The organism is Nonomuraea sp. CX421 (assembly GCF_059358955.1).
In genome coordinates this window covers 44,386-68,754 of the sequence record NZ_JCADBK010000027.1, presented here as the reverse complement: position 1 = coordinate 68,754, position 24,369 = coordinate 44,386, and the positions used below count along the sequence as shown (strand labels likewise).

The 24,369-nt window shown below is 68.0% G+C and carries 23 protein-coding genes; 8 read left to right on the top strand and 15 right to left on the bottom strand.

Annotated features, from left to right (window positions below; genetic code table 11):
- Nucleotides 1–433: 433 nt before the first annotated feature.
- Nucleotides 434–1,942, top strand: coding sequence for a PAS domain-containing sensor histidine kinase (locus AC5L3X_RS33260; protein WP_189123181.1), 1,509 nt, complete (start codon nt 434–436; stop codon nt 1,940–1,942).
- Nucleotides 1,943–2,200: 258 nt separating this feature from the next.
- On the opposite strand, the gene AC5L3X_RS33255 is transcribed toward AC5L3X_RS33260, so the two are convergent.
- Nucleotides 2,201–2,455, bottom strand: coding sequence for a WhiB family transcriptional regulator (locus AC5L3X_RS33255; RefSeq protein WP_189123182.1), 255 nt, complete (start codon nt 2,453–2,455; stop codon nt 2,201–2,203).
- Between the two features lie 276 nt (nt 2,456–2,731).
- Nucleotides 2,732–3,697, bottom strand: coding sequence for a diacylglycerol/lipid kinase family protein (locus AC5L3X_RS33250; RefSeq protein ID WP_494862312.1), 966 nt, complete (start codon nt 3,695–3,697; stop codon nt 2,732–2,734).
- 113 nt (nt 3,698–3,810) lie between these two features.
- Here AC5L3X_RS33250 and AC5L3X_RS33245 point away from each other — a divergent pair, with 113 nt between their 5' ends.
- On the top strand, nt 3,811–4,194 hold the full coding sequence (locus AC5L3X_RS33245; RefSeq protein WP_189123184.1) for a hypothetical protein: 384 nt from the start codon (nt 3,811–3,813) through the stop codon (nt 4,192–4,194).
- Here AC5L3X_RS33245 and AC5L3X_RS33240 read toward each other — a convergent pair.
- From AC5L3X_RS33240 to sodN, 3 genes are all read right to left on the bottom strand, one after another.
- Nucleotides 4,191–4,970 carry an RNA polymerase sigma factor SigF gene (locus AC5L3X_RS33240; RefSeq protein WP_189123185.1) on the bottom strand — a complete coding sequence of 260 codons (780 nt, stop codon included), beginning with the start codon at nt 4,968–4,970 and terminating at the stop codon, nt 4,191–4,193. The genes AC5L3X_RS33245 and AC5L3X_RS33240 overlap by 4 nt on opposite strands.
- Before the next feature lie 17 nt (nt 4,971–4,987).
- Nucleotides 4,988–5,413, bottom strand: coding sequence for an ATP-binding protein (locus tag AC5L3X_RS33235; RefSeq protein WP_494862310.1), 426 nt, complete (start codon nt 5,411–5,413; stop codon nt 4,988–4,990).
- A gap of 129 nt (nt 5,414–5,542) precedes the next feature.
- Nucleotides 5,543–5,944, bottom strand: coding sequence for a superoxide dismutase, Ni (gene sodN, locus AC5L3X_RS33230; protein WP_189123186.1), 402 nt, complete (start codon nt 5,942–5,944; stop codon nt 5,543–5,545).
- Between the two features lie 66 nt (nt 5,945–6,010).
- Here sodN and AC5L3X_RS33225 point away from each other — a divergent pair, with 66 nt between their 5' ends.
- Complete coding sequence (locus tag AC5L3X_RS33225; protein ID WP_225262487.1) at nt 6,011–6,331, top strand: S24 family peptidase; 321 nt, start codon at nt 6,011–6,013, stop codon at nt 6,329–6,331.
- Here the strand turns inward: AC5L3X_RS33225 and AC5L3X_RS33220 are convergent.
- The 4 genes from AC5L3X_RS33220 to AC5L3X_RS33205 form a co-directional block, all read right to left on the bottom strand.
- Complete coding sequence (locus tag AC5L3X_RS33220) at nt 6,301–6,723, bottom strand: CGNR zinc finger domain-containing protein (protein ID WP_494862307.1); 423 nt, start codon at nt 6,721–6,723, stop codon at nt 6,301–6,303. The genes AC5L3X_RS33225 and AC5L3X_RS33220 overlap by 31 nt on opposite strands.
- 136 nt (nt 6,724–6,859) lie before the next feature.
- Nucleotides 6,860–7,603 (bottom strand): amino acid ABC transporter ATP-binding protein, encoded by a 744-nt coding sequence (locus AC5L3X_RS33215; protein WP_189123189.1) that lies wholly within the window; start codon nt 7,601–7,603, stop codon nt 6,860–6,862.
- Nucleotides 7,600–8,412, bottom strand: a complete 813-nt coding sequence (locus AC5L3X_RS33210; RefSeq protein ID WP_494862305.1) for an amino acid ABC transporter permease — start codon at nt 8,410–8,412, stop codon at nt 7,600–7,602. The genes AC5L3X_RS33215 and AC5L3X_RS33210 overlap by 4 nt, the downstream gene beginning before the upstream one ends.
- Before the next feature lie 19 nt (nt 8,413–8,431).
- On the bottom strand, nt 8,432–9,286 hold the full coding sequence (locus AC5L3X_RS33205; protein ID WP_189123190.1) for an ABC transporter substrate-binding protein: 855 nt from the start codon (nt 9,284–9,286) through the stop codon (nt 8,432–8,434).
- Nucleotides 9,287–9,568: 282 nt separating this feature from the next.
- On the opposite strand from AC5L3X_RS33205, the gene AC5L3X_RS33200 reads away from it, so the two are divergent.
- Together AC5L3X_RS33200 and AC5L3X_RS33195 are read left to right on the top strand one after the other, a co-directional pair.
- Complete coding sequence (locus AC5L3X_RS33200; RefSeq protein WP_494862303.1) at nt 9,569–10,759, top strand: NAD(P)-dependent malic enzyme; 1,191 nt, start codon at nt 9,569–9,571, stop codon at nt 10,757–10,759.
- A gap of 161 nt (nt 10,760–10,920) precedes the next feature.
- Nucleotides 10,921–12,279, top strand: coding sequence for an NsdA family TPR-like regulatory protein (locus tag AC5L3X_RS33195; protein WP_494862301.1), 1,359 nt, complete (start codon nt 10,921–10,923; stop codon nt 12,277–12,279).
- Nucleotides 12,280–12,321: 42 nt separating this feature from the next.
- On the opposite strand, the gene AC5L3X_RS33190 is transcribed toward AC5L3X_RS33195, so the two are convergent.
- The 6 genes from AC5L3X_RS33190 to AC5L3X_RS33165 all read right to left on the bottom strand — a co-directional run bounded on the left by AC5L3X_RS33190 (nt 12,322) and on the right by AC5L3X_RS33165 (nt 21,782).
- On the bottom strand, nt 12,322–13,806 hold the full coding sequence (locus tag AC5L3X_RS33190; RefSeq protein WP_494862299.1) for a trypsin-like serine peptidase: 1,485 nt from the start codon (nt 13,804–13,806) through the stop codon (nt 12,322–12,324).
- A gap of 176 nt (nt 13,807–13,982) precedes the next feature.
- Nucleotides 13,983–15,485, bottom strand: a complete 1,503-nt coding sequence (locus tag AC5L3X_RS33185; RefSeq protein WP_494862298.1) for a trypsin-like serine peptidase — start codon at nt 15,483–15,485, stop codon at nt 13,983–13,985.
- A gap of 443 nt (nt 15,486–15,928) precedes the next feature.
- Nucleotides 15,929–17,458, bottom strand: coding sequence for a trypsin-like serine peptidase (locus AC5L3X_RS33180; RefSeq protein ID WP_494862297.1), 1,530 nt, complete (start codon nt 17,456–17,458; stop codon nt 15,929–15,931).
- A 460-nt stretch (nt 17,459–17,918) separates the two neighbouring features.
- Nucleotides 17,919–19,085, bottom strand: coding sequence for a trypsin-like serine peptidase (locus AC5L3X_RS33175; RefSeq protein WP_494862296.1), 1,167 nt, complete (start codon nt 19,083–19,085; stop codon nt 17,919–17,921).
- 189 nt (nt 19,086–19,274) lie between these two features.
- Entirely contained in the window at nt 19,275–20,351 is a 1,077-nt protein-coding gene (locus AC5L3X_RS33170) for a trypsin-like serine peptidase (protein WP_494862295.1), read from the bottom strand.
- A 312-nt stretch (nt 20,352–20,663) separates the two neighbouring features.
- On the bottom strand, nt 20,664–21,782 hold the full coding sequence (locus AC5L3X_RS33165; RefSeq protein WP_189123198.1) for a trypsin-like serine peptidase: 1,119 nt from the start codon (nt 21,780–21,782) through the stop codon (nt 20,664–20,666).
- 319 nt (nt 21,783–22,101) lie between these two features.
- On the opposite strand from AC5L3X_RS33165, the gene AC5L3X_RS33160 reads away from it, so the two are divergent.
- Genes AC5L3X_RS33160 through AC5L3X_RS33150 form a run of 3 tightly spaced genes read left to right on the top strand, consistent with a single transcriptional unit; the run spans nt 22,102 to nt 24,325 of the window.
- A complete protein-coding gene (locus AC5L3X_RS33160) occupies nt 22,102–23,541 on the top strand; it encodes an acetyl-CoA synthetase (protein WP_494862294.1) in 1,440 nt (479 codons plus the stop codon).
- A 30-nt stretch (nt 23,542–23,571) separates the two neighbouring features.
- A complete protein-coding gene (locus AC5L3X_RS33155; protein ID WP_494862293.1) occupies nt 23,572–23,910 on the top strand; it encodes a DUF6364 family protein in 339 nt (112 codons plus the stop codon).
- A complete protein-coding gene (locus AC5L3X_RS33150) occupies nt 23,900–24,325 on the top strand; it encodes a type II toxin-antitoxin system VapC family toxin (protein ID WP_494862292.1) in 426 nt (141 codons plus the stop codon). The genes AC5L3X_RS33155 and AC5L3X_RS33150 overlap by 11 nt, the downstream gene beginning before the upstream one ends.
- Nucleotides 24,326–24,369 lie beyond the last annotated feature (44 nt).

Sequence of the window (24,369 nt, the reverse complement as noted above, 5' to 3'; positions counted from 1 at the left end):
CATCGGAACTCAGATTGGCCCGAGCGGTCAACCGCAAGCAAGAGCGGTCTGCCGGGACCGAGGGAGGATGGGGGTGTCCGGGCAGCTCAGGCTGATGGTGCAGGATATCCACTGCGGTGCGGGCCCCGGAAACCGAGGCGGGCGCCGGGCCCGGCTCGACGGCCGGTGACCTGCCGGGATCGGCCAAGGTTCGAACACCTCCGGTGGCCCGGCACGGGGATCCGGGCGATGCGGGCGAAGCGGGCGGTGTGACGGTTCTCACAATGTGAGATTCCCGAAACAGGCCGGTTGATCGCACGTACGCGTACGCCCTGCGGCGCGGGCGGCTCGGCCCGCCGGATCGGACTTGCGTGCGGCCTGCCAGGGGATCCATGCCCGCATTCAACCAGCCGCCGGTTTGGTTCCTGCAGTGAGAAGCACGCATGATGCACTCGTGCCGACTCTCAGCGACCTCGTCGTCCGTCACACCGCGCTCGACGCGGCTGACCTCGACTGGCTCCACTCCCTGGTCTCCGACTGGCAGCTGCTCGCCGACCTGTCGTTCGCCGACCTCGTCCTGTGGGCGCCGCTGGTGCCACCGGGGGAGGAGTCCCTCGACGACCTGGGGCGGCGGCATGAGGGCGGCTGGATCGCGATCGCGCAGATGCGCCCGACGACCGGTCCCACCGTCTACCACGACGACATCGTCGGCACCGTCTCCGCCCAGGGCGAACGCCCGCTGCTCGACACTGCCTGGAACGAGCGGCGCATCTGCCGCGAGGGCGACCCCGACTGGTCGACCGGCGTGCCGGTGCGCGAGGAGACCATCCCGGTGCGCCGTGCGCTTCCGAGCGGCGAGGGCCGCTTCCTCGCGGTGATCCAGCGCTCCACCAACCTGTCCTCGGCCCGGACACCGTCGCGCCTGGAGCTCACCTACCTGCAGAGCGCCTCCGACCTGGCGCAGATGGTCGCCGAGGGGCGCTTCCCGTTCTCCGGCGACGAGCCGATCCTGGTCCGCTCGCCCCGCGTGGGCGACGGGCTGCTCCGGCTCGACCGGGGCGGCCGGGTGACGTACGCCTCGCCCAACGCGCTGTCGGCCTACCGGCGGCTCGGGTTGCACGCCGACCTGGTGGGCGCCGAGCTGGGCAAGGTGACCGCGACGCTCTGCTACTCCGACGAGCCGATCAACGAGGACCTCATGATCGTGGCCAGCGGGCGGGCGGCCAAGGAGACCGAGGTCGAGTCCGGCGGCACGATCGTGCAGCTGCGGGCGATCCCGCTGATCGTCGGCGGCGGGCGCATCGGCGCGCTGGTGCTCATCCGCGACGTGACCGAGCTGCGCCGCCGCGAGCGTGAGCTGATGACCAAGGACGCGACGATCCGCGAGATCCACCACCGGGTCAAGAACAACCTCCAGACCGTGGCGGCGCTGCTCAGGCTGCAGGCCAGGAGGCTTCAGGTGCCCGAGGGACGCGAGGCGCTGGAGGAGGCGGTACGCAGGGTCGGCTCGATCGCGATCGTGCACGAGACGCTGTCCCACGCGCCGGAGGAGTTCGTCGACTTCGACGACATCGCGGATCGGGTGATCGCGATGGCCGGCGAGGTGTCGTCGCCGGAGGCGGCGGTCATGCCGCGGCGGGTCGGCGGGTTCGGGGTGCTGCCGTCGCTGATCGCCACGCCGCTGGCGATGGCGCTCACCGAGCTGCTGCAGAACGCCCTTCAGCACGGCTGCCCGAAGCGGCTCCAGGTGGTGGTCGAGCCGTCCTCCGACCGGCTCAACGTGCTCGTCTGGGACGACGGTCAGGGGCTGCCGGAGGGGTTCGACCTCGACAGCTCCACCAGTCTGGGGCTGCAGATCGTACGCACGCTGGTCGAGGGGGAGCTGTCGGGCAAGCTCGCGGTCTCGCCGCGCGAGGGCGGCGGCACGGAGGTCACCCTCTCGATCCCGCTTCCCGCCGCGTGACCCGACGCGCGGTCCTTGCCCCGCCATCGATGAGGGCGCCGCACCCGTGCGGGATGCGGCGCCCTCTCGGAGTCCGTACGCCGGTTTCGCGGGTGGAGGTCGGCGCTGTGCGTGAGCCTGTACGTCGCATCCAAGGGCGGATGCGACGTGGTCCCGGCGGGAAAGCTGTCGCGCCGGGCGGGGCGGCTCGGTCAGGTCGGCTTGGGTGGGGGCGCGCCGGTCGGCCAGGGGAGGGCCGGTCGGCTGTGGGCGGGGCGGTCAGGCGGAGGCTCGGGTGCGAGCACGCGCGGTGCGGCGCTTGAGCGCACGACGCTCGTCTTCGCTGAGCCCACCCCAGACGCCGGCGTCCTGGCCGGACTCCAGGGCCCACTTCAGGCAGGACTCGACGGCCGGGCAGGACCTGCAGACCTGCTTGGCCTCCTCGATCTGCATGAGGGCCGGACCGGTGTTGCCGATCGGGAAGAACAGCTCGGGGTCCACGTCACGGCAGGCAGCTCGGTGGCGCCAGTCCATGCGTCCACTCCTTAGTAGATGGGGCCTTGGGTCGGCCCCGTGCGGCTACTACTTTGTGAAGAGATTCACTAACTCGCGCGAACAAGGACCCGGATCCTGGTGAAGATCGGGCCTGTGGTCGCTGACCCCGAAACGACCTTGGGGTTTGTCAAAGGTCCTACGTTCCGACGTCAGTCTTGAGCTTTTCAGCCACGGAGAGTGCACGCAAGAGGGTTGACACGAAGTTTTGTCGGTGATGGATGTCGGATGCGTCACACAATGACCGAATGTAACGGGCTAGACCAGAACTTGTAACGCGTTCGGGGTAGACCGGAACGTTACGGACTCGCGTTCACCCAGGTAGTCCCCGTCCAGTTCGAAGGCCACCGGACGCCGCGCGGTGAGGGTGAACTCAGGCTCGTCGTGCAGTTGAACGAGGTGTTTCCCCGACGGAAGCGAGTCACGCTCCGTGAGAATCTGCCGGATGAGAGGCAGCAAGGCTATGGGACCCATGCGCTGGAGCCCCAGTAGGTCGAGGCCGGTCTCGAAACTCGCCCACGGGGTGGGATGAATCGGCTTGCTCCCGAGGTAGGTCCACGGGGAGGTGTTGGAGACGATCGCCATGAACACGTCCTCGACGACCGGGATGCCGGGGCCGGTCAGGGTCATCGCCGGCTGCCGCTTGTCGGTCGCGAGATAGTGCCGCAACGCGGTGTTCACATAGCGCGTGGGAGTCGCCTTGTGCCCGGAGCCGCGCAGCCCCTCGACCGCGCGGATGACCTCGGCGTCGTATCCCATCCCGGCGCAGAAGGTGAAGTAGCGGCTCTGGTCGTTCCAGAGGGCCTGGCCCAAACCCACGGTCCTGCGACGGTTCTCGCGCAGTGCCTCCAGCACCGCTCCGGTGGCCTCGACCGGGTCGTTGGGCAGGCCGAGCGCGCGGGCGAACACGTTGGCGCTGCCGCCGGGGATGACGATCACCGCGGGACGCCCCGCGCTGGGGTCGGCCGCGGGCGCGACGGCGGTCTCGCCGACCGGGTTGAGCAGGCCGTTGACGGCCTCGTTGATCGTGCCGTCACCGCCGAGCACGGCCACCACGTCGTAGCCCTTGGCCCGCGCGGTGCTCACCAGGGTCGCGGCGTGACCCCGGTAGCCGGTCTGCTCGACGGTCAGCTCGACGGCCGCGCCGAGGGCTCGGATGAGCACGTCACGGGTCCGTGCATTCGTGGTCGTGGCCTTGGGGTTGACCAGGAGCATCGCGCGCATGACGTCAGCGTATCCGCTGATCGATGTCTGTCTTGTCGCAAAGATCCCATTTGTGGGCAATAGCGGGACCGGGCGTCGGACGAGGCATGGGGCCGGGCGGATAGGGTTTCGGTGTGTCGAAGCGTCCGCTGAGCTTGGTTGTCGCCGCCATCGTCGTCGCCCTGGAAGGGCTGGTCGCCCTGGGGCTCGGGTTGTTCGTCGGGGTGGAGACGGCGCGCGGCGACGCGGAGAACCTCACGGCCGCGCTCGCCGAGGCGGCTTTCGGAATGCTGATCGGCGCGGGTCTGCTCTGGGTCGCCTGGGGCGGGCTGCTCAGAATGGAGCGGTGGGGGAGGTCGCCCGGCGTGCTGGCGCAGATCTTCCTGCTCCCGGTCGCGTGGACGCTGATCCAGGCCGACCAGCTGCTCCTCGGGATCCCGGTGATCGTCGCGGCCCTGATCGGCCTCGTCGCCCTGCTGGCCCCTCCCACCACCCACGCTCTCTACGGCGAGGACTAGTCTTCGGCGGTCAGACCCTCGCGTAGCTGGGCCAGCGTGCGGGCGAGCAGCCGCGACACGTGCATCTGCGAGATGCCCAGCTCGGTGGCGATCTGCGACTGGGTCATGTTGCCGAAGAACCGCAGCAGCAGGATGCGCTTCTCGCGCGGCGGCAGGCGTTCGAGCAGCGGCTTGAGCGACTCGCGATACTCGACACCCTCCAGCGACTCGTCCACGATGCCGAGAGAGTCGGACACGGCGGGCGCGTCGTCGTCGCCGGAGTCGGGGGCGTCGAGCGAGACGGTCGAGTAGGCGTTGGCCGACTCAAGACCCTCGAGCACCTCCTCCTCGGTCATCTTCAGGTAGGCGGCCAGCTCGGCCACCGTCGGCGCCCGGCCCTCACGCTGCGAGAGCTCGCTGATCGCCTTGGTCAGCGAGAGCTTGAGCTCCTGCAGGCGGCGCGGCACGCGAACCGCCCAGCCCTTGTCGCGGAAGTGCCGCTTGATCTCGCCGACGATGGTCGGTGTGGCGTAGGTGGAGAACTCCACGCCGCGGTTGAGGTCGAACCGGTCGATCGACTTGATCAGCCCGATGGTGGCGACCTGGGTGAGGTCGTCGAGCCACTCACCCCGGTTGCGGAAACGACGGGCCAGGTATTCGACCAGGGGAAGGTGAAGCTCGACCAGCTCGTCCCTGATGCGCTGGCGGCGCGGCTCCTCGGGACCCAGCTCGGCCAGCTCGGCGAAGAGCCTGCGAGCGCGCACCCGGTCGGGCACGGCGTGTTCGCTGGTGGCCATGGCTCCAGTCCTTTCCGTCACGCCGGCCTCGCCGCGCCTCGGCGCTTACGCAGGACGATCGCCATGCGGTCGGGGGAGTCGGTCACCGCGTCGACATCGTCGGCCAGAGCCGTGAGCACCATCCAGGCGAAGTCGTCACGCTTGGGGGCGGAGGTGCCCGCCGTCGCGACCTCGACCCTGACCTGCATCTCCTGCCCGGTCAGCTCGAAGTCGGCGGTCAGGTCGGTGCCGGGCACGGCTTCGCTCAGGAGCATGGCGCACGCCTCGTCGACCGCGATCCGCAGATCCTCGATCTCGTCGAGCGTGAAGTCGAGTCGCGCCGCGAGCCCGGCCGTGGCCGTGCGAAGCACGGACAGGTAGGCACTCGCCGCCGGGAGCCTGATGCTCACTACATCGCGGATGCCGGCCTCGCCCTCAACTCGCATCTCCGTTTCCTCGGTCACGTTCCTCCTCGCGTATACGGCGCTGACTGCAACTTACCGCCCCCGAGAGGTGCTTGGACGATTCAGACTCGCCATCAACGGAAAAGGCTCTGTGTGGCCTGGTAACCACACAGAGCCTTATATGCCGTTTTAGGCGGCCTTGGTCTCCCAGAAGATCTTGGAGATGTCGTCGATCTTGCCCAGCAGCTCGTCGGCCTTGGCGACGTCGACGGTGCCCTTGGCGCCGGCCGCTCCCGCGAGCTTCGTCGCGTCCCAGAACAGCTGGTGGAGCTGGGGGTACTGCTCAAGGTGCGGCGGCTTGAAGTAGTCGGTCCAGAGCACCCACAGGTGGTGCTTGACCAGCTCGGCCCGCTCCTCCTTGATGGTCAGCGCGCGAGCGCGGAAGACCGGGTCCTCGTTGCCTGCGTACTTCTCCATGATCGCCTTGACCGACTCGGCCTCGATCCGGGCCTGGGCGGGGTCGTAGACACCGCAGGGCAGGTCGCAGTGAGCGGAAGCGACATGCTTGGGTCGTAGCAGTCGTGCGAGCATCGGAAAGTCCTTCCTTGATGCTGAGTCAGCTTGGTCCACTAACCGACCTTACTCGGCTCCGAAGGCCTGACGCGGAGGGGGTCACGGCCCATGAGGGTGCGTGTCGAGGGAGATTCCATGCGCCCCGCGCTGCTTCCCGGCGACTGGCTTCTCGTACGGCGAGGCGCGCCCGTCCGCGCGGGCGACGTGGTCGTGGCCAGACTGCCGGGCGAGCCCGGCCGGCTGATCGTCAAGCGGGCCGCGTGGCGTGAGAAGGAGGGCTGGTGGCTGGAGAGCGACAACCAGCGGGCCGGCGGCCGCCGCGACAGCTGGGACTTCGGCCCGGTCGACGACATCGTGGGCCGGGTGGTGCTGCGTTACTGGCCGCCGCGGCGGCGGGCTCGGTAGGCCGCCACGTTGGCCCGGCTGGCGCAACGCGCCGAGCAGTAACGGCGCGAGCGGTTGGAGGAGGTGTCGAGGAAGACCCGCGGGCACCGGGAATCCTGGCACCGGCCGAGCCGGTCGGCGCCCAGCTCGGCGACCATCGCGGCCAGCCCCATCACGGCGCTGGCGGCGGAGTCCTCGGCCAGGTGCAGGTGCCAGCGCTGCCCGTCGTGGGCCGACAGGCGGGGGCGCACCGGATAGCGCGCGAGCAGCGTGTTGAGCAGGGCCGCGACCTCGGCCTCGGAGCCGGCGGCGAAGACCTTCGCCAGCGCGTCGCGCAGCTCTACGAGGTGGGGCGGCGGCTCGGGATCGTTGACCAGGTGGACCGCCCACTCGGCGTAAGAGGTCAGGTCCATACCGGAGTATTACACGTCGGGCCGGAAAAGCCGCCTGGGGCGCCCGCTGGGGACGCCCCGGCAAAGCCGCCTGGGGCGCCCGCCGGGGGCGCCCCGGAAAGTGGCCGGGGCGTCCGCTCGGGGACGCCCCGGAGCCTCAGTCCTCGGGGTGCAGGACGCGGCTGAGGAACGAGCGGGTGCGCTCGTGCCGAGGGTCGCCGATGACCTGGGCGGGCGGCCCGTCCTCGACGATCACACCGCCGTCCATGAACACGACCCGGTCGGCCACCTCGCGGGCGAAGCCCATCTCGTGGGTGACCACGAGCATGGTCATGCCCTCCTCGGCGAGCTTGCGCATGACCGCGAGCACGTCGCCGACCAGCTCGGGGTCGAGCGCCGAGGTGGGCTCGTCGAACAGCATCAGGTCGGGGTTCATGGCCAGCGCCCTGGCGATGGCCACCCGCTGCTGCTGCCCGCCGGACAACTGCGCGGGGAAGGCGTCGCACTTGTCGATGACGCCCACCTTGTCGAGGTTCTCCCGGGCGACGACCTCCGCCGCCCTCTTGCCGCGCCTGAGCACCCGTTGCTGGGCGATCATCACGTTCTGCAGCGCGGTCATGTGGGGGAACAGGTTGAACTGCTGGAACACCATGCCGATGTGGCGCCTGACGGCGTCGATGTCCACGTCGGGGTCGGTGACGTCGACGCCCTGCACCCGCACCTGGCCCCTGGTCGGCTGCTCCAGCAGGTTGACGCAGCGCAGCAGGGTGGACTTGCCCGAGCCCGAGGGCCCGATCACGCACACCACCTGCCCGGGCTCGACCGTGACGTCGATGCCCTTGAGCACCTCGTTGTCGCCGAAGTGCTTGTGCAGGTCCTTGATCTCGATGGCGTGGGTCATCGGCGGGTCCCCTTGCGATGTTCCAGCCGGGACGCGAGGTAGCCCAGCGGAATCGTGACGATGAGGTACGTCACGCCCGCCACCAGGATGGGCGTGGCGTTCGCGTACTGGGAGGCCAGGTCGTTGCCGAACTTGGCCAGCTCGACGTACTGGCCGGAGACGCCGAGGAAGAACACCAGCGACGAGTCCTTGAGCAGGGAGACGAACTGGTTGGTGGTCGGCGGGATCACGATCCGGATCGCCTGGGGGATGACCACGGTGAGCTGGGCCCTGAACGCCGACATGCCCAGCGACCTAGCCGCCTCGGTCTGGCCCTTGGGGACCGCCTGCAGGCCGGCCCGGAAGACCTCCGCCTGGTAGGCGGAGCCGATCAGGCCGAGCCCCAGGATGCCCTGGCCGAAGGTGCCGCCCGGCACCTCGAAGCCGGGCAGCGCCAGCGGCAGGAAGGTGATCATCAAGAAGATCAGCAGCGCGGGCAGGCCGCGGAAGATCTCGATGTAGATCGTGGAGATCCAGCGGTACGGCCCGACGGTCGAGAGCCGCATCAGCGCGAGCAGCAACCCGAACACAAAGGAGAGGACGAACCCGCCGACCGCGTAGATCATCGTGTTGCGCAGCGCGATCGTGAAGAGCTCGGGGAGAGCCTTCTCGGCCACGTCGAGCTTGGTGAAGTTCTGCGCCAGGCTCGGCCAGTCCGCGTACAGGACGACGCCGACGACGATGGCGACCAGCAGGGCGTACTGGATGCCCCGGCTGATCCGCTGCTTCTTGCGAGGGCTGAGCCGGGCCTTGCCCGGCTCAGCCGTCACCGACTGGTCCGTCACTGGATCAGCCCAGCTCACCGGGCTTCTTGCCGAACCACTTCACGAAGATCTGCTCGTAGGTGCCATCGGCCTTGGCCGCCTCGATCGTCTCGTTGATGGTCTTGAGCAGGACCGGGTCGGCGCCCTTCTTCAGGCCCACGCCGTACTGCTCGCCGGTGTCGAGGCTGGCGATCAGCTCGAACTTCTCGGCGATCTCCGGCTTCTTCAGCCAGGTGAGCACCACGGGGAGGTCCTGGACGATCACGTCGGCCTGGCCGGCCTGCAGGGCCAGCAGCTCCTTGGGGGAGTCGGCGTACTCGGTGGGGTCGAAGCCGTTCTTCTTGACGTAGTCGAGGCCGGTGGTGCTGGCCTGCGCGCCGAGCTTGAGGTTCATCGACTTGACGTCATCGAGCGACTTGGCGCCGGTGCCCTTCTTGGCCAGCAGGGCCTGCGTGGCGTCGAAGTAGGGGACGGAGAAGTCGATGTTCGCCTTGCGCTCCTCGGTGATCGTCATGCCCGCGGCGGCGACGTCGCACTTCTTCGCCGCCATCGCGGCGCCGCTCTTGATCACGGCGAAGTCGATGTCGACGATCTCCTGCGTCACGCCGAGCTTCTTGGCGGCCAGGTCGACGATGTCGACGTCGAACCCGACGACCTTGCCGCTCTCGTCCTTGAACTGGAACGGCTCATAGGGAACATTGGTGCAGGTGGTCAGCTTGCCGGGGTTGACGAGCTGGGCGCCGCCGGCCGCGGAGGCGCTGGCGCCGGTGGAGGCGGTGGTCGAGTCTCCCGAGCTGCCACAGGCGGACAAGGCGAAGACGGTGGACAAGGCGAGCGCGCCGAAGGCAGAAGCGCGGCGACTCTTGGTCCAGAGGGCCATCTAGGGGCCTCCTCGTAGTGATATGGCGCGAAAGTTGGTATTTGTGCAGTTTAAGTGCCCTTTAGCATCGGTCGGTCCACGAGGAAACAACAATGCTCGAACAGAACGGCGTCGGACCCGAGACCGCCCGCCGTCTCACCATGTGGCACTATGGACCAACGGGTGACCCCCGTACCCCCTCACGAGACGATCGGGAGGGGATCCTGGCGGCTACCGAAGCCAGGCCTCTCGCGCCGTCTGACGAAGGTCTCTCGTCCGTCCGATGACTACTGGGGTCTCTCTGTGACTACCACACCCGCTTCCGCGTCCGCCGCGTCGCTCGACGCCGATCCCGCCTTCGCGTTGCACCGCGGCGGCAAGATCGAGATCCGCTCCACCATTCCCGTCCGCGACGCCGGCGACCTGTCGCTCGCCTACACGCCGGGCGTCGCCCGCGTGTGCAGCGCCATCGCCGACACGCCGTCGCTGGCCGACGACTACACCTGGGTCTCCAACGTGGTCGCCGTCGTCTCCGACGGCACCGCCGTGCTCGGCCTCGGCGACATCGGCCCCGCCGCGGCGATGCCCGTGATGGAGGGCAAGGCGCTGCTGTTCAAGGAGTTCGGCGGCGTCGACGCGGTCCCGATCTGCCTCGACTGCACCGACGTCGACGCCCTCGTGGAGACCGTCGTCCGGCTCGCCCCCTCGTTCGGCGGCATCAACCTGGAGGACATCAGCGCGCCGCGCTGCTTCGAGGTCGAGGACCGCCTGCGCGAGCTGCTCGACATCCCGGTCTTCCACGACGACCAGCACGGCACCGCCATCGTGGTGCTCGCCGCCCTGACCAACGCCGCCCGCCTCACCGGCCGCTCCCTCGGCGACCTGCGCGTGGTCGTGGCCGGCGCCGGCGCGTCGGGCGTGGCCGTCGCCCGGATCCTGCTGGAGGCCGGCATCGGCGACATCGCGGTGGCCGACTCCAAGGGCATGATCTACAGCGGCAGGGAGGGCCTCAACCCCGTCAAGGAGGCACTGGCCCGCGACACCAACAAGGCCGGTCACATGGGCTCCACCGAGGAGGCCCTGGCCGGCGCCGACGTGTTCGTGGGCCTGTCGGGCTCGACCGTGCCGGAGGCGGCCATCGCCTCCATGGCCGCCGACGCGATCGTGTTCGCGCTGTCCAACCCGATGCCCGAGATCGAGCCGTCCGTGGCCGCCAGGCACGCCAGGGTCGTGGCGACCGGCCGGTCCGACTTCCCCAACCAGATCAACAACGTGCTGGCCTTCCCCGGCGTCTTCCGCGGCGCGCTCGATGTGCGGGCGACCGCGATCACCGAGAACATGAAGGTCGCCGCCGCGGGCGCGCTCGCCGCCGTCGTGGGCGACGACCTCTCGGCCGACTACGTCATCCCCAGCCCGTTCGACGAGCGGGTCGCCCCCGCCGTGATCGCCGCCGTGGCCGAGCAGGCCAGGAAGGACGGGGTGGCCCGCCGCTGACCGTGGCCCCCTGACGCCGCCTCACCCAGGAGCCGGCGACCCGATCTTCCGCGAGAGTTCGGCTGAGGTTTAAGGAACTGGCAAAGATTCCTTTACTCAGCGTGCTATAACAGAAACTCTCTGTATGGATGCGGGCGCCGGCTCCTGTGACGAGGAAAGCGATGGTACGCGAATCCAACCGACTGCTACAGCAGCTCATCGCCGAGGCGGGCTTCTCCCACAAGGGTCTGGCCAGACGTCTCAATGATCTGGGGGCCGCACGCGGCACACCCGGGCTGAAGTACGACCACAGCTCCGTGCTGCGGTGGATCGCGGGCCAGCGGCCGAGAGGCTCCGTGCCGTCCCTCCTCACCGAGATTTTCGCGCTCAGACTCGGCAGGCCGGTGTCCGCCGAGGACCTGGGCATGCCGGCCATCATCACGCCCCTCGATCTCGGGCAACACTTCACGCACACGTGGCAGGAGGGGATCGCGACCGTGACTGCACTGTGGCGGGCCGATGTCGAGAGACGGAGATTCCTGATCGACTCGACCTTCGCGATAGGAGCGGGTTCCGTAGGCGCGGTGCGCTGGCTGACGGCGCCCGCGGAGAGCCGGGTCGCCAGTGGCGGCTCACGGCGGGTGGGCAGGGCCGACATCGCCGCGATCCACGAGGTGACCCGCTCGTTCGGCGAGCTCGACAACCGGTTCGGCGGCGGCCGGGTCCGCTCGTCGGTGATCAGATACCTCGACTCCGCCGTCTCACCGCTCCTCAAGGACGGCTCGTACGACGACGCCACCGGCAAGGAGTTAGCCGCGGCCGCCGCCGAGCTGACCAGGCTGGCCGGCTGGATGGCCTACGACCTGGAGCACCACGGCCTGGCCCAGCGCTACCTGATCCAGGCGCTGCGCCTGGCCAGGGGAGCCGACGACCACGCCCTGGGCGGCGAGATCCTGGCGGGCATGGCCCACCAGGCCGTCTACCTGGGTCAGCCGGGCCACGCGCTCGACCTCGCCCGAGCGGCCCAGGCCTCGGCCCGCCAGGCGGGCATCCCGGCGCTGCTGTCGTCCAGCCAGGTGCTGGAGGCGCACGCGCACGCCGGGCTCGGTGACGCCCGTTCCTGCGCCGCCAGCCTCCACCTGGCCGAGACGACCTTCGACCGGCGGGTGGCCGGTCAGGAGCCGCCCTGGCTGAGCTACTTCGACGAGGCCTACCTGGCGGCCAAGTTCGCCCACTGCTTCCGCGACCTCGGCGACGGCCCGAGGGTGGTGCGCCAGGCGCGTCGTTCGCTCGATATGGACGGGCGCTTCGTGCGGGGCCGGATGTTCAACCTGTCGCTGCTGGCGGCCGGGCTGCTGCAGTGCGGCGAGCTCGACGAGGCGTGCAAGGTCGCCTCGACCGCGTTCAGCCTGGCCGGCGAGCTCCAGTCGGCCAGGTCGCGGTCCTACGCGGCCGACCTGCGCAGGCGGCTGGAGCCGTACAAACGGGAGCCGGCGGTGGTGGCGCTGCAGCAGCGCACCCGGGAGCTCGCCCTGGCATGACGAAGCCCGCCCCCGGGAGGGCGGGCTTCAACCGAAGCCGGCTCAGCTGGGCAGTTCGCCGTTGGGGCCGACCACGCTCTTGGTCGCCGTGTAGTTCGCCTTGTTGTAGACGTCGGCGACCTCGCCGTCGAAGTACGCGGAGCTGATGAAGTCGATCCGGTCGTTGCCGTCCTGGTCGTGGAACAGGCTCGTCACACCGTTGACGTAGCCGGTGCGCTTGTTGTTGTCGTACTTGAGCAACCAGGGGCCGCCGTCGGCGCCGCCGGTCATCGAGCACTTGAGCACCTGGTGCGTCTCGACCTTGAACGTGTTGACCTGGTACGTCTTGGTGCCGGTCTTGCCCGAGCACCACTTGGCCGTGGTGCCGGTGAAGGGGCGGTCACCGTCGGGGTGCGGCGCCGACGGGTAGCCGAAGGCCATGACCTGCTGGTTCATCGGCTGGTTCCAGGCGATGCCCTGGCCGCCGACCACGTCACCGAGCCGCCCGGCGTCCTTGGCCAGGCCGATGACGTACTCCGGCAGGTAGTACTTGCGGGACGTGCCGGGCTTGACCCACTTCTGGACGTAGTACGTGGTGATCGTGTGGTTGCCGCGCTTGTCCACGGCCTTGGTGCCGAGACCCTTGTAGGCGTCGTGCTCGGCCTTCGTGACCGGCACGGTGACCGGCTCGCCCAGCTTGAAGCCGTTGCCCTTGCCGATCTTGGCGTCCTTGTACGTCTTGGCGTCGACCTCCTCCTTCTCCAGGACAGCGCCGGGGTAGTCGGGGCCGACCTTGTCGGCGGGCGTGTCCTTGCCCTCGGACCAGCAGCCGCCCAGGTCCAGCTCGCACTTGGCGTACTCGGCGGCGGTGATTTCGTGCGGCTTGACCCACTTGTCGCCCTGCCACGCCTTGAACTCGCGGAACGTCACCTTCTTCTCGCCCGCGAGGCGGAAGCCGTTGTGCACCGCGACGAAGGCGAAGTCGCCGTCGTAGTCGTCGTAGGTGTCGAGGTCGTAGGCGGTGAAGGCGTAGGCGCCCGCGTAGACGCCGTAGGGGGCCTTGCCCTGGTGGTAGCCGGGGACGAACACCCACTTGGCGAAGACGTCCTCACCGTGCTCGTAGACGCAGTGGCCGGCGGTGGCGACCAGGTTGCGGTGACGCGACTGGATGGAGGTGGCCGAGCAGTAGCGGTAGTCGCCCTTGCGGTCGAGGAAGAAGACCTTGCCGATGGTCTTCGGCAGGTTGACGTTCCTGGCCTTGGTGGCGACGGGCTTGGTGCCGGTGGGGGCGGTCATGCCCGGCTTGCCGTCGGCGGTCTGCGTCTGCGGACGGACCAGCTTGGGCACGTCCTTGGCGTCCAGGCGGTACTGGGTCGCCTTCTTCAGCGCCGCGCCGTTGGCGTCGAGCCAGAAGGCGGCGTTGCTGTAGGCGTCGGCGGCCTTGGGGGCCAGCGGGTCGCTGACCCAGGTGGGGGCCGCGGCGGCGGGGAGGGAAAGGGTGGCGGCGCTCAGGCCGAGTGCGGCGAGGGGGACGAGCAGGCGCTTCACGGGAGGACTCCACAAGGGGGACAAGTCTGGCGTAAAGACCCTATCGGCGTAGTGATCACACTGGTAAGGATTTTTGGAATTCCAGTCCAATAACGGCCGAAGGGCCCGGCAGAAGCCGGGCCCTTCGGGTAAAGCAGGTGAACTCCGACCTAGGTCGTCGTTCGGTTCGCAGCGAACTACGGGATGAGCTTGCCGGACCACGAGGCCGCAGCGGCCTTGTAGATCGCGGAGGTCTCACCGTCGAACAGCGGCGAGGTGATGGTGTCGTAACGGCTGTTGCCGTCGGTGTCCACGATGAGGCTGGTGACACCGGTGACGTAGCCGAGACGCTTGGCGTTGCTGTACTTGTACAGCCACGGGCCACCGTCGTAACCGGCGGTCACGGCGCAACGGAAGCTCTGGTGCTCCTCGACCTTGCGGGCCGGGACCTGCAGCACCTTGCTCTGGGTCTTGCCGTAGCACCACTTCGGCGTAACGCCGGTGTAGGGCTTGTTGCCGTCGGGGTGCGGGCCCGCGGGGTAGCCGAAGGTACGGACGTACTTACCGGTCGGCTGGTTCCACGCGACACCCTGGCCACCGACGTTGTCGCCGAGGCGACCGACGTCCTTGACCTCGTGCACGGTGATGAAGAAGTCGGTACGGATGAACTTGTGCGCCGTACCGGGCTTGATCCACGCCTGCACGAAGTACTCGGTGATGAGGTAGTTACCGCGGGCGTCCTTGGACTTCTCGCCCTTGCCGCGGTAGGTCTCCCACTCGTGCTTGGTCACCTGGGTGACGACCGGCTCACCGAACTTGTTGCCGTTGCCGGGGCCAACGCCAGCGCGGTAGTACTCCGACTTGGTGGCGGGGACCTTCTCAACGACAGCACCGGGGTAGTCGGGGCCGACCTTCTCGCTCCGGGTGCCACGAACGGCGCTGTAGTAGTCGGCAGTCTTCGGGTCGAGGCGACCCTTCTTGTACTCGTCGAAGGAAACCTCGGTCTCCTTGACGCCCTTCTCGCCCTTGTAGGCGTCGAACTCGGCCTTGGTGACCTGCTTCGGCTTGTTCAGCGTGCCGCCGATGCCGTTGTACACGGTGACGAACGCGTAGTCGCGGTCGAAGTCCTCGTACACATCGAAGTCGTAGTGCGTGAACGCCTGCTTGCCGATGTACAGGCCGTAAGGAGCCTTGCCCTGGTAGTAACCCGGGACGAACACCCAGCGCGACACAACCTCGTCGTTGCCGGCGATGTCGTAGACGCAGTGACCGGCCGTGGCGACCAGGTTACGGTACTGCGACTGGATCGAGGTGCCGGAGCAGTAGTAGAGGTTGCCGTCCTTCCACTCGAAGAAAACCTTGCCGATGGTCTTCGGCAGGTTCACGTTCTGAGTCTTGACGGTGACCTTCTTCTCCTCGCCAATCGGGGCCGCAGCGCCCGGCTTGGTGTCGGAGCTATACCCGCCGCCGCTCTTGATCTTCTTGACCTCGAGGGCGTCGGGGTTGAAGGCGACGGCCTTCTTCAGGGCGGCGTAGTTCGACTTGGACCAGAAGTCCAGCGTCTCCGCAGCCTGCGCGGCCGTCTTGGCGAGCGGGTCGCTGGCGACGTCGCTCTGCGCCTGGGCGGTGCCGGCGAGGCCGGCGGCCAGGAGACCGGTGGCCAGAATGGCGCCACCGGCGGGGAGGAGGATGCGCTTCAAGGTAACTCCTTGGTCTGTCGTGGAACGCTTCTTGCGTCCCATGCGTCAGTAAAGGGATAGCCAGGAACATACAGTGTGGATCTTGGGGTCGGGTAGCTGGTTTGGAAGGAAAAGCGGCGGCTCGTGGGGCGTTATGGTTCCGTGATGTTTAAGTAGCCATTGCTGGTGACTTGCCGGAACTGCCTGACGCGCCCGTTTTCGCAGATCAACATAAGGAAGTTGTCAGTGTGACTGCCGTGACGACAGCGGTGCTTGTCGGGCGTCCGGCATCATGATGTGATGCAGATCACACTGACTGGATGGCACCGGATCCGGGCGACGTGCGTCCAATCGCCTCACATTCCGCCGGGCGCGTTTCCCGGACACGACGAAGGGCCCGGCGATGCCGGGCCCTTCGCGCGAAACGATCACCCGATCGGCTCAGGCCGATCGCTGTGCGTCACCTAGAGGATCTTGCCGGACCACACGTTCTGGGCGGCCTTGTAGATCGCCGCGGTCTCACCGTCGAAGTAAGGCGAGGAGATGTAGTCGACCCGGTCGTTGCCGTCCTGGTCGTTGAAGGTGCTGGTGACACCGTTCACGTAACCGAGCCGCTTGGAGTTGCTGTACTTGTACAGCCAGGGGCCACCGTCGGCGCCCTCGGTCATCGCGCACTTGAGCGCGATGTGCTCCTCGATCTTCTTGGCTGCCGAACCGACCAGCTTCTTCGTGGTCTTGCCGTAGCACCACTTCGGCGTGACACCCGTGTAGGACTTGTTGCCGTCGGGATGCGGAGCGGCCGGGTAGCCGAACACGCGGACGGCCTTGCCCGTGGGCTGGTTCCAGGCCACACCCTGGCCGCCGACGTTGTCACCGAGCCGGCCCGCGTCCTTGGCGTAGCCCTCGACGATGTAGAAGACGGTCTTGAAGAACTTGGTGGCGGTGCCCGGCTTGTACCACTGCTGCGTGTAGTAGTGGGTGATCGTCCAGTTGCCGCGGGCGTCCTGCTTGACGGTCGCCGGGTACTTGGCGGGGTTCTCCTTCTGGAGCTTCAGGTACTTGGCGGCGTCGGAGTGCGTCACGATCTCGGTGACCGGCTCGCCGAACTTGAACCCGTTGCCCTTGCCGACCCTGGCCGCCTTGTACTTCTCGGCGGACACCTCGACCTTGGTGACCTCGGCGCCGGGGAAGTCGGGGCCGGTCGGCTCCGCGTTGGTGCCGCGCTTGGCCCAGCACGCCTGGATCGACGTCGGGTCGAGCTTGCACTTGCGGAACTCGGCCCGGGTGATCTCGACGTCCTTGGCTTCCTTGACGCCCTGGTACTTCTCGAACTCGGACTTGGAGACCTGCTTGGCCTTGCCGCCGCCCAGGTGGATGCCGTTGTAGACGGTGACGAACGCGTAGTCGCGGTCGTAGTCCTCGTACACGTCGAAGTCGTAGTGCGTGAAGGCCTGCTTACCGACGTAGATGCCCCAGGGGGTCTTGCCCTGGTAGTAGCCGGGCACGAAGACCCACTTGCTCATGGTGTCGGCGTTGGACTGCGTGTCGTACACACAGTGGGCGGCGGTGGCGACCAGGTTGCGGTACTTCGACTGGATCGAAGTGGCGGAGCACCACCGCTTCTCGCCCTTGCCGTTGACGAAGAACACCTTGCCGATGGTCTTTGGCATGTTGACGTTCTGGACCTTGGTGGACGCCTTCTTCTCCTGGCCGATCGGCGAGGCCGAGCCCGGCTTGGTGTCGGCGCTGTAGCCGCCCTTGCTCTTGAGCTTGGCGACGTCCTTGTTGTCCCAGATGTTGGACTGCTTGGCAGCCTTGAGGGCCGCACCGTTGGAGTCGGCCCAGAACTGGGCGATGGCCTTGGCGTCGGCCGCGCTCTTCGCCATCGGGTCGGAGGCGACGTCGCTGGCGGCCGTGGCGGTGCCGGCCAGGCCGGCAGCCAGAAGGCCGGTAGCCAGGATGGCGCCACCGGCGGGGATGAGGATGCGCTTCAAGGGAACTGCTCCTTGCTCTGTCGTGGGTCGCAACTTGCGTCCCATGCGTCAGTAAAGGGATAGCAAGGAACATAGCGCGGCGATCTTTGCAGGTAAAAGCGGGTTTGCGAGATCCGCATGGAGCCCCAACCGCCGTGACCATTCCGTTACCAGTCAGAGATCTTCGCGGACGGTGATCGTTCCGCTGCGTTTCCGCTGGGCATGTCGGGGGTCCGGTCGAGGGCGCAAAGGTGATGTAACCGGCGGGCTACCCAGAGCGAACAGCCGAATGTGACTTAGATCACAGGAACCAAAACAGGCTCTCGATCCGTCTAACTCCGCCTCTCGGCGCTATCGATCTTGAAACTGCCGTTCCGGAAGGGGTTCGCAGCCCTTCCCGGGTGGTGCCGTACCCAAACAGGCGCGCGAAAAAGGGGGCCCGGCCGAAGCCGGACCCCCTGCGCTCGCGTCGTGCTCGCTCCTACTTGTACAGCTCCCCGTTGGGGCCGACGACCTTGCCGGACCACACGTTCCTGGCCGCCTTGTAGATCGCGGCCGTCTCGCCGTCGAAGTACGGCGAGGTGATGAGGTCGATCCGGTCGTTGCCGTCCTGGTCGGCGAAGGTGCTGGTGACGCCGTTGACGTAGCCGAGGCGCCTGCCGTTGCTGTAGTCGCTCAGCCAGGGGCCGCCGTCGTAGCCGGGGGTCACGGCGCACTTGAGGGCGACGTGCTCCTGGATCTTCAGCCACTGCGCGCCCACGGCCTTGCCGGTGGTCCTGCCGTAGCACCACTTCGGCGTCACGCCGCTGTACGGCCTGCTGCCGTCGGGCTGGGGAGCGGCCGGGTAGCCGAAGGTGCGGACGTACCTGCCCGTGGGCTGGTTCCAGGCCACGCCCTGGCCGCCGACGTTGTCGCCGAGGCGGCCCACGTCCTTGGCGGGCAGGATGTAGTAGCGCTTGCCCCAGCTGCGCTTCGGGCCGCTGAAGCGTTGGTACTCCTCGCGGCCCACCTGCTTGGCGCCGTCGAAGGCGATGCCGTTGTAGACGGTGACGAACGCGTAGTCGCGGTCGTAGTCCTCGTACACGTCGAAGTCGTGGTGGGTGAACGCCTGCTTGCCGACGTAGATGCCCCACGGGGCCTTGCCCTGGTAGTAGCCGGGCACGAAGATCCAGTTGGCCAGGACGTCCCGGTCGCCGTCGGTGTCGTACACGCAGTGGGCGGCGGTGGCGACCAGGTTGCGGTAGTGCGACTGGATGGACGTGGCCGAGCACCAGCGCTGCCGGCCGGAGCCGTCGACGAAGAAGACCTTGCCGATGGTCTTCGGCAGGTTGACGTTCTGCACCTTGGCGACGGGCTTGCGCTCATCACCGATCGGCGGGGCGCTGCCCGGACTGCCGTCGGGGCTGACGCCGCCCTTGGAGACGACCTTCCGTACGTCCTTGGCGTCCCACGTGTAGGCCGAGGCGGCGCGGAGGGCGGCGCCGTTGGACGCGGCCCAGAATGTCGCGACCGAGGAGGCCTGCGCGGTGCCGCGGGCCATCGGGTCGGTGGTGACGTCGTCGCGCGCCTGCACGACGCCCGCGAGACCGGTCGCCAGCAGGCCGGTCGCGAGGACGGCGCCACCGGCCGGGAGGGTGATGCGCTTCAAGGTAACTCCAGGCTTCGCCTTGTGCTGAGGTGACGTTCATGGTCAGCGAATGGTCAGCCGGAACCTACAGGCAGGTCTGTGATCTCGTGAATTTCGCCGGGAGCGCGCCGGTCGCCGGAAACGCGGTCGTGATCGGCCCGAGATGTGATCGGTGCTGATCATGGAAGGCGGCACGACGCTGCGTGTAACTTACGTCACATTTCCCGGGGTGGTGAGGGAGGCGGCGTGCTTGTAGACCTCGCCCGTGGCCGCCGTGAAGTTGGGTGAGGAGACCGCGTCGTAGGCGCCCTTGGCGTCGCGGTTCCAGGTCAGGCTGTTGACCCCGCTGAGACTGCCGATGCCCTTGGCGGCCTGGTAGCCGATCAGCCAGGCGCCGCCGCTGGCCCCCGCGCTGAAGTTGCACGGCTGGAGCTGCACGCCGTACTGCAGGTCAAGGCTCGGGGCGACGGTCCAGCGGGTGCCGCCGGTGCACGACTGCAGGGTCCGGCCGTTGAACGGGCGGCTGCCGTCGGGCTGGGGGCCCGCCGGGTAGCCGAAGGCGGTGATCCGGTTGCCGACCCCCTTGGAGAGGGCGAGGCCCTGGCCGCCGACCTTGTCCTGGAGCCTGCCCACGTCCTGCATGGCCAGCCGGCCGCTCTTCGTCGCCCAGGTGAAGCCCCGGTGCACGGTCACGAACGCGTAGTCGTAGTCGTAGTCGCCCTTGCCCGGCCAGTGCTCGTGCATGCTGATCGCGGCGCCGACGTAGATCCCGTCGGGCGTCTCGCCGTTGGGGCCCGGGTTGGGGACGAAGATCCAGTATTCGGCGGCCTTGGCCTGCCGGGAGTCGTAGGCGCAGTGCCCGGCTGTGGCCACGACGCTGCGGTTCTTGGCCGCGACCGCGCTGGCGGAGCACCAGTACTCCTTGGCGCCGAACCGGAAGAAGACCTTGCCCATGGTCCGGGCGGCCGCGGCCTGGCGCGGCACGACGGCGGGCACGGTGAGCGCGGTCCTGGACTTCTTGATCGCGAAGGTCTGGCCGCCGGCGCCGCCCGCGGAGCCTGAGGAGGAGGTGGACTGCGATCCCGGCGTCGCCGGGCTGTAACTGTCGGCCGCCTTGAGCCGGTCGGGCTTCCAGTAGGCGGCCACCCGCTGCACGTCGGCCGCGGTCTTGGCTAGAGCGACCGAGTAGACCTGGCTGGCCGCCGAGGCACTCCCCCCGAAGGCGGGCAGCACGAGCAGCGCGCAGAGCGCGACCGCTACCAGGTGCCTGGCCCGGGGGATCATCAAATGCCTTTCTTTGGGGTGTAAGGCTGGATTTTGGCAGATCGTCACACTGTATTGCAGCCGGGATAGGGTTTTGTTATCGGATCAAGAGTGACTTCCGTCCCATAAGGACGGCGTGAAGGCATCCATCCGGTTAGCTCCCGCCGGTCTTAGGTAACCGCTATCACCGCAGGTCAGACTGCTGTTGGCGGGCACTCGGCGGCTATTCCCGTAGGGCATTCAGCCACCTTTCTTGATCATTATTGGGTGCCCCGTCTTCCTCGTGCCAGGGGTCCCGGCCCTATGGCAGAGCCGGGACCCGGGAGGAGGAGCGGGTTACGGCATGTTGCCCGTCCACCGGTTGGCGGCGGCCTTGTAGACCTTGTACGTGTCGCCGTTGAAGTACGGCGACGAGATGTGGTCGTACCGGTCGTTGCCGTCGGTGTCCCACGCCACGCTGTTGACGCCGATCAGGTAGCCGGTGCGCGTGGCGTTCTTGTAGTTGTAGAGGAACGGTCCACCACTGGCTCCGGCCGTGAAGGCGCACCTGAAGCCGACGTGCTCCTGCAGGTTGTACTTCGGCGCGGCGGGCATCGCCGTCGTCTTGCCGTAGCACCACTTCATCGTGCGGCCCGTGAACGGCTTGTCGCCGTCGGGGTGCTCGCCGGCCGGGTAGCCGAAGGAGAAGACGTTCGCCTTGGTGCTGCGGTTCCAGGTGAAGCCCTGGCCGCCGACGTTGTCACCGAGGCGGCCGACGTTCTGCTTGACCGGGCGCCACGTGTCGCCGACCTTCGTCCACTTGACCTTGATGCCGTTGTAGACGTTGACGAAGGCGTAGTCGAAGTCGTAGTCCTCCTTCACCACGAAGTCGTCGTGCGCGTTGAACGTCTTGGCGGCGTAGATGCCGTAGGGGGCCTTGCCGTCCCAGACGTTCTTGCCGTCCCAGTAGGACGGGATGAAGATCCAGTTGTCGTAGAAGCGGTTCGTCTTGATGTCGTAGACACAGTGGCCCGAGGTGGCCACCAGGTTGCGGTACTTGCCCTGGACGGAGCTCGCCGAGCAGTACCTCCAGCTCTTCGGGTCCCTCGGGTTGGCCCCCGGCAGCGTGAAGAACACGCGGCCGACCGTGTTGGGCAGGTTGACCTGCTTGCTCTTGACGGTCTTGGTCTTCTCCTCGCCCATCGGGGGGACGGAGCCGGGCGGGCCGTCGGGGGTGGAGTTGGTGCCCTTGACGCCCCTGGAGGTCGCGTCGAGGGCGTGGTCGTAGTCGGTGGCCTGCTTGATCCGGTCGGGGGTCCAGAACTGCACGGCCTGGGCGGCGGGCGTCGCCGCGTTCTTGGAGACGACGTCTGAGGGTGCCGTCGCGTGCGCGGTCGCGCTGACCGTGCCGGCGGCCAGTCCGACGGCCAGCAGGCCGGCGAACGGAGCCGCGATGCGCCTTGCTCGGGAATACATGGAGCTCCTCTCGGTTCTCGGCGGCCCAGAGCGGGGTACGGCGCCCCGGTGGGCCAGGAAAACGATCAGAACGTTAATGAATGGCGCAAGGCGGTAGCCAGGAAACGACGTGAAAAAGCATGGCCCGGTTCCGTTCCGTTATAGAGATAACTAATTCGCATGTATTCATGAAAGGCATTTCCGCAGGTCAGAGTGTCCTTGAATGTCATCTCGCACCAATGGCAACTCTGTGGATCCAGGTGCATCGGGCACCATGGGTAACACTGATTATCAGTCGCCACTACTTATCAACCGAATCTTGTTCTGGTTAGATGGCGGCATGGACCCACGCACCCCCTGCCTCGTCGGCGCGGCCCAGCGCACCGTCCGCGACCAGCCCGGTCCCGAGCCACTCGACCTGTGGGAGGACGTCGCCCGCCAGGCGGCCCGCGACGCGCGGCTGCCCGCCGAGCGCCTCGACTCGATCCAGCTCGTCTACACCGACTCCTGGCAGTACGACTCCCCGGTCGACCGGCTCGCCCAGCGCCTCGGCGCCGCCCCGCGCCACCGGGCCTACTCCCGCGTCAGCGGCACGGCGCCGCAGCTGCTCATCGGCGAGGCCGCGGCCAGGATCGCGGCCGGCGAGCTCGACTCGGCCCTGGTCGCCGGGGCCGAGGCGCTGGCCACCCGCCGCTTCTACCGGAAGGCCGGCGAGCGCGTGCCGTGGAGCCATCCGGCCGACCCCAAGCCCCCCTACGGCTGGGAACGCCCTCCGCACCCGGCCGAGCTGTCCCACGAGCTGTTCCTCCCGGTCCACACCTACGCGATCATGGAGACTGCCCGGCGGGCCGCGCTGGGCTTGACGGTGGCCGAGGAGATGGCCGACCGGGGGCGGATGATGGCGCCCATGACGGAGGTGGCCGCCGCCAACCCCTACGCGTGGCGGCGGACCGTGCGCACCCCGGAGGAGCTGGTGACCGGCAGCCGGTTCGTCGGCTGGCCGTACACCCGTGACACCGTGGCGGTCCTGGAGGTCGACCAGGCGGCGGCCGTCGTCCTGGTCAGCGCCGAGTTGGCCGACCGGCTCGGCGTCCCGGCCGACCAGCGGGTCTACCTGCGCGGCTGGGCGTACGCGGAGGACACCTGGGAGGTGGCGGCGCGGCCCGCCCTCGGCTCGTCGCGGGCCATCGCGCGGGCCGCCGAGGCCGCCTTCGAGCGGGCCGGGCTCGGGCTCGACGACCTGAACGCGCTCGACGTCTACAGCTGCTTCGCGATCGCGCTCCGCCAGGCCTGCGACGCGATCAAGCTCGACCCGATGGACTCGCGCGGGCTCACCGTCACCGGTGGCCTGCCGTACGCGGGCGGGCCGGCCAGCGGCTACGTCCTGCACTCGACCGCGACGATGGCCGGGCTGCTGCGCGCCCAGTCGGGCCACGGCCTGGTCACCGGCGTCGGCATGCACCTGACCAAGCACACCTACGCCGTCTGGTCGAGCGAGCCCGGCGGGGCTCTGGGCGACCCGGCGCCCGTCCACACGGCCGAGCCGGTGGAGATCGTCTCCTTGTACGACGGTCCGGCCGTCGTCGCCGGATACACGGTGGCGCACGGGCGCGACGGCGCGGCCGAGAAGGGGATCGTCATCGTGGACCTGCCGGGAGGTGGACGGGCCCATGCCCTCGTGCTGGATCCCAATCTGCTGGCCGACGCCGAGTCCCGCGAGCTGGTCGGGCAGGCGGTGACGCTGACCTCCGACGGTAAGGCCAATGTGGCGCACTGGTGAGTCGAAAAGTTGTGCAAAGATTGTGAGCGCATGACTACCATCCGTGTTGACATTTTTATGTCACGCGCGGATGCTGGTGCCATGCGGAGGACCACGGTGCGGATCGACGAAGCACTCCTCAACGAGGCGAAGGCGTACGCGGCGCGCAATGGACGCAGTCTCACCTCAGTAATGGAGGATGCCTTGCGGCAACTACTCAACCGCTCCACGGAGGCGGCCCGACGGCCCCGCGTGCAGATGATCGTCTCCGACCAGCCGCCCGGCTTCCAGCCCGATGTTCAGGCCAGGCTCGACGCGGGCGAAAAACTGGAGCACATCGCCTGGGACCTCGACGACGCGGAGAGGGCGATGGGTGATGTTGCTCGCTGACGTCAACGTCCTCGTCAACGCCTTCCGGCGGGAGGCCGCTGACCACGATCGCCACCTGGCCTTCGTGGACGGCATGATCAATGGAGATTCGAGTTATGCCGTGAGTGACTTCGTGGTCAACGGCTTCATTCGGATCGTGACCAACCGTCGGATCTATCTCCATCCCGATCTGCTCCAACGGGCCGTCGCGTTCGCCGATTCCTACCGCAATCAGCCGCATGCCGTGGTGATCGCCGGCGAAGACCGGCACTGGGAGATCTTCACGCGTCTCTGCCGTCAGATCGGGGCCACGGGCAACCTGGTGCCCGATGCCTATCTGGCCGCGCTGGCCATCGAGCACGGTTGTGAATTCGTGACCTGTGACAAGGACTTCACCCGGTTCGAGGGGTTGCGCTGCCGGTCGCCGCTCAACTGAACTGAAGGCCAGGGCGCAAGCGCCAGGCACACTCGGCAAGGATC

What these genes read in the sequence shown, in the direction of transcription:
- AC5L3X_RS33255 (WP_189123182.1), bottom strand. Translation starts at nt 2,455, where the DNA reads ATGGACTGGCGCCACCGAGCTGCCTGCCGTGACGTGGACCCCGAGCTG.
- AC5L3X_RS33250 (WP_494862312.1), bottom strand. Translation starts at nt 3,697, where the DNA reads ATGCGCGCGATGCTCCTGGTCAACCCCAAGGCCACGACCACGAATGCA.
- AC5L3X_RS33240 (WP_189123185.1), bottom strand. Translation starts at nt 4,970, where the DNA reads ATGGCCACCAGCGAACACGCCGTGCCCGACCGGGTGCGCGCTCGCAGG.
- sodN (WP_189123186.1), bottom strand. Translation starts at nt 5,944, where the DNA reads ATGCTCGCACGACTGCTACGACCCAAGCATGTCGCTTCCGCTCACTGC.
- AC5L3X_RS33220 (WP_494862307.1), bottom strand. Translation starts at nt 6,723, where the DNA reads ATGGACCTGACCTCTTACGCCGAGTGGGCGGTCCACCTGGTCAACGAT.
- AC5L3X_RS33215 (WP_189123189.1), bottom strand. Translation starts at nt 7,603, where the DNA reads ATGACCCACGCCATCGAGATCAAGGACCTGCACAAGCACTTCGGCGAC.
- AC5L3X_RS33205 (WP_189123190.1), bottom strand. Translation starts at nt 9,286, where the DNA reads ATGGCCCTCTGGACCAAGAGTCGCCGCGCTTCTGCCTTCGGCGCGCTC.
- AC5L3X_RS33195 (WP_494862301.1), top strand. Translation starts at nt 10,921, where the DNA reads ATGGTACGCGAATCCAACCGACTGCTACAGCAGCTCATCGCCGAGGCG.
- AC5L3X_RS33165 (WP_189123198.1), bottom strand. Translation starts at nt 21,782, where the DNA reads ATGTATTCCCGAGCAAGGCGCATCGCGGCTCCGTTCGCCGGCCTGCTG.
- AC5L3X_RS33160 (WP_494862294.1), top strand. Translation starts at nt 22,102, where the DNA reads ATGGACCCACGCACCCCCTGCCTCGTCGGCGCGGCCCAGCGCACCGTC.
- AC5L3X_RS33155 (WP_494862293.1), top strand. Translation starts at nt 23,572, where the DNA reads ATGACTACCATCCGTGTTGACATTTTTATGTCACGCGCGGATGCTGGT.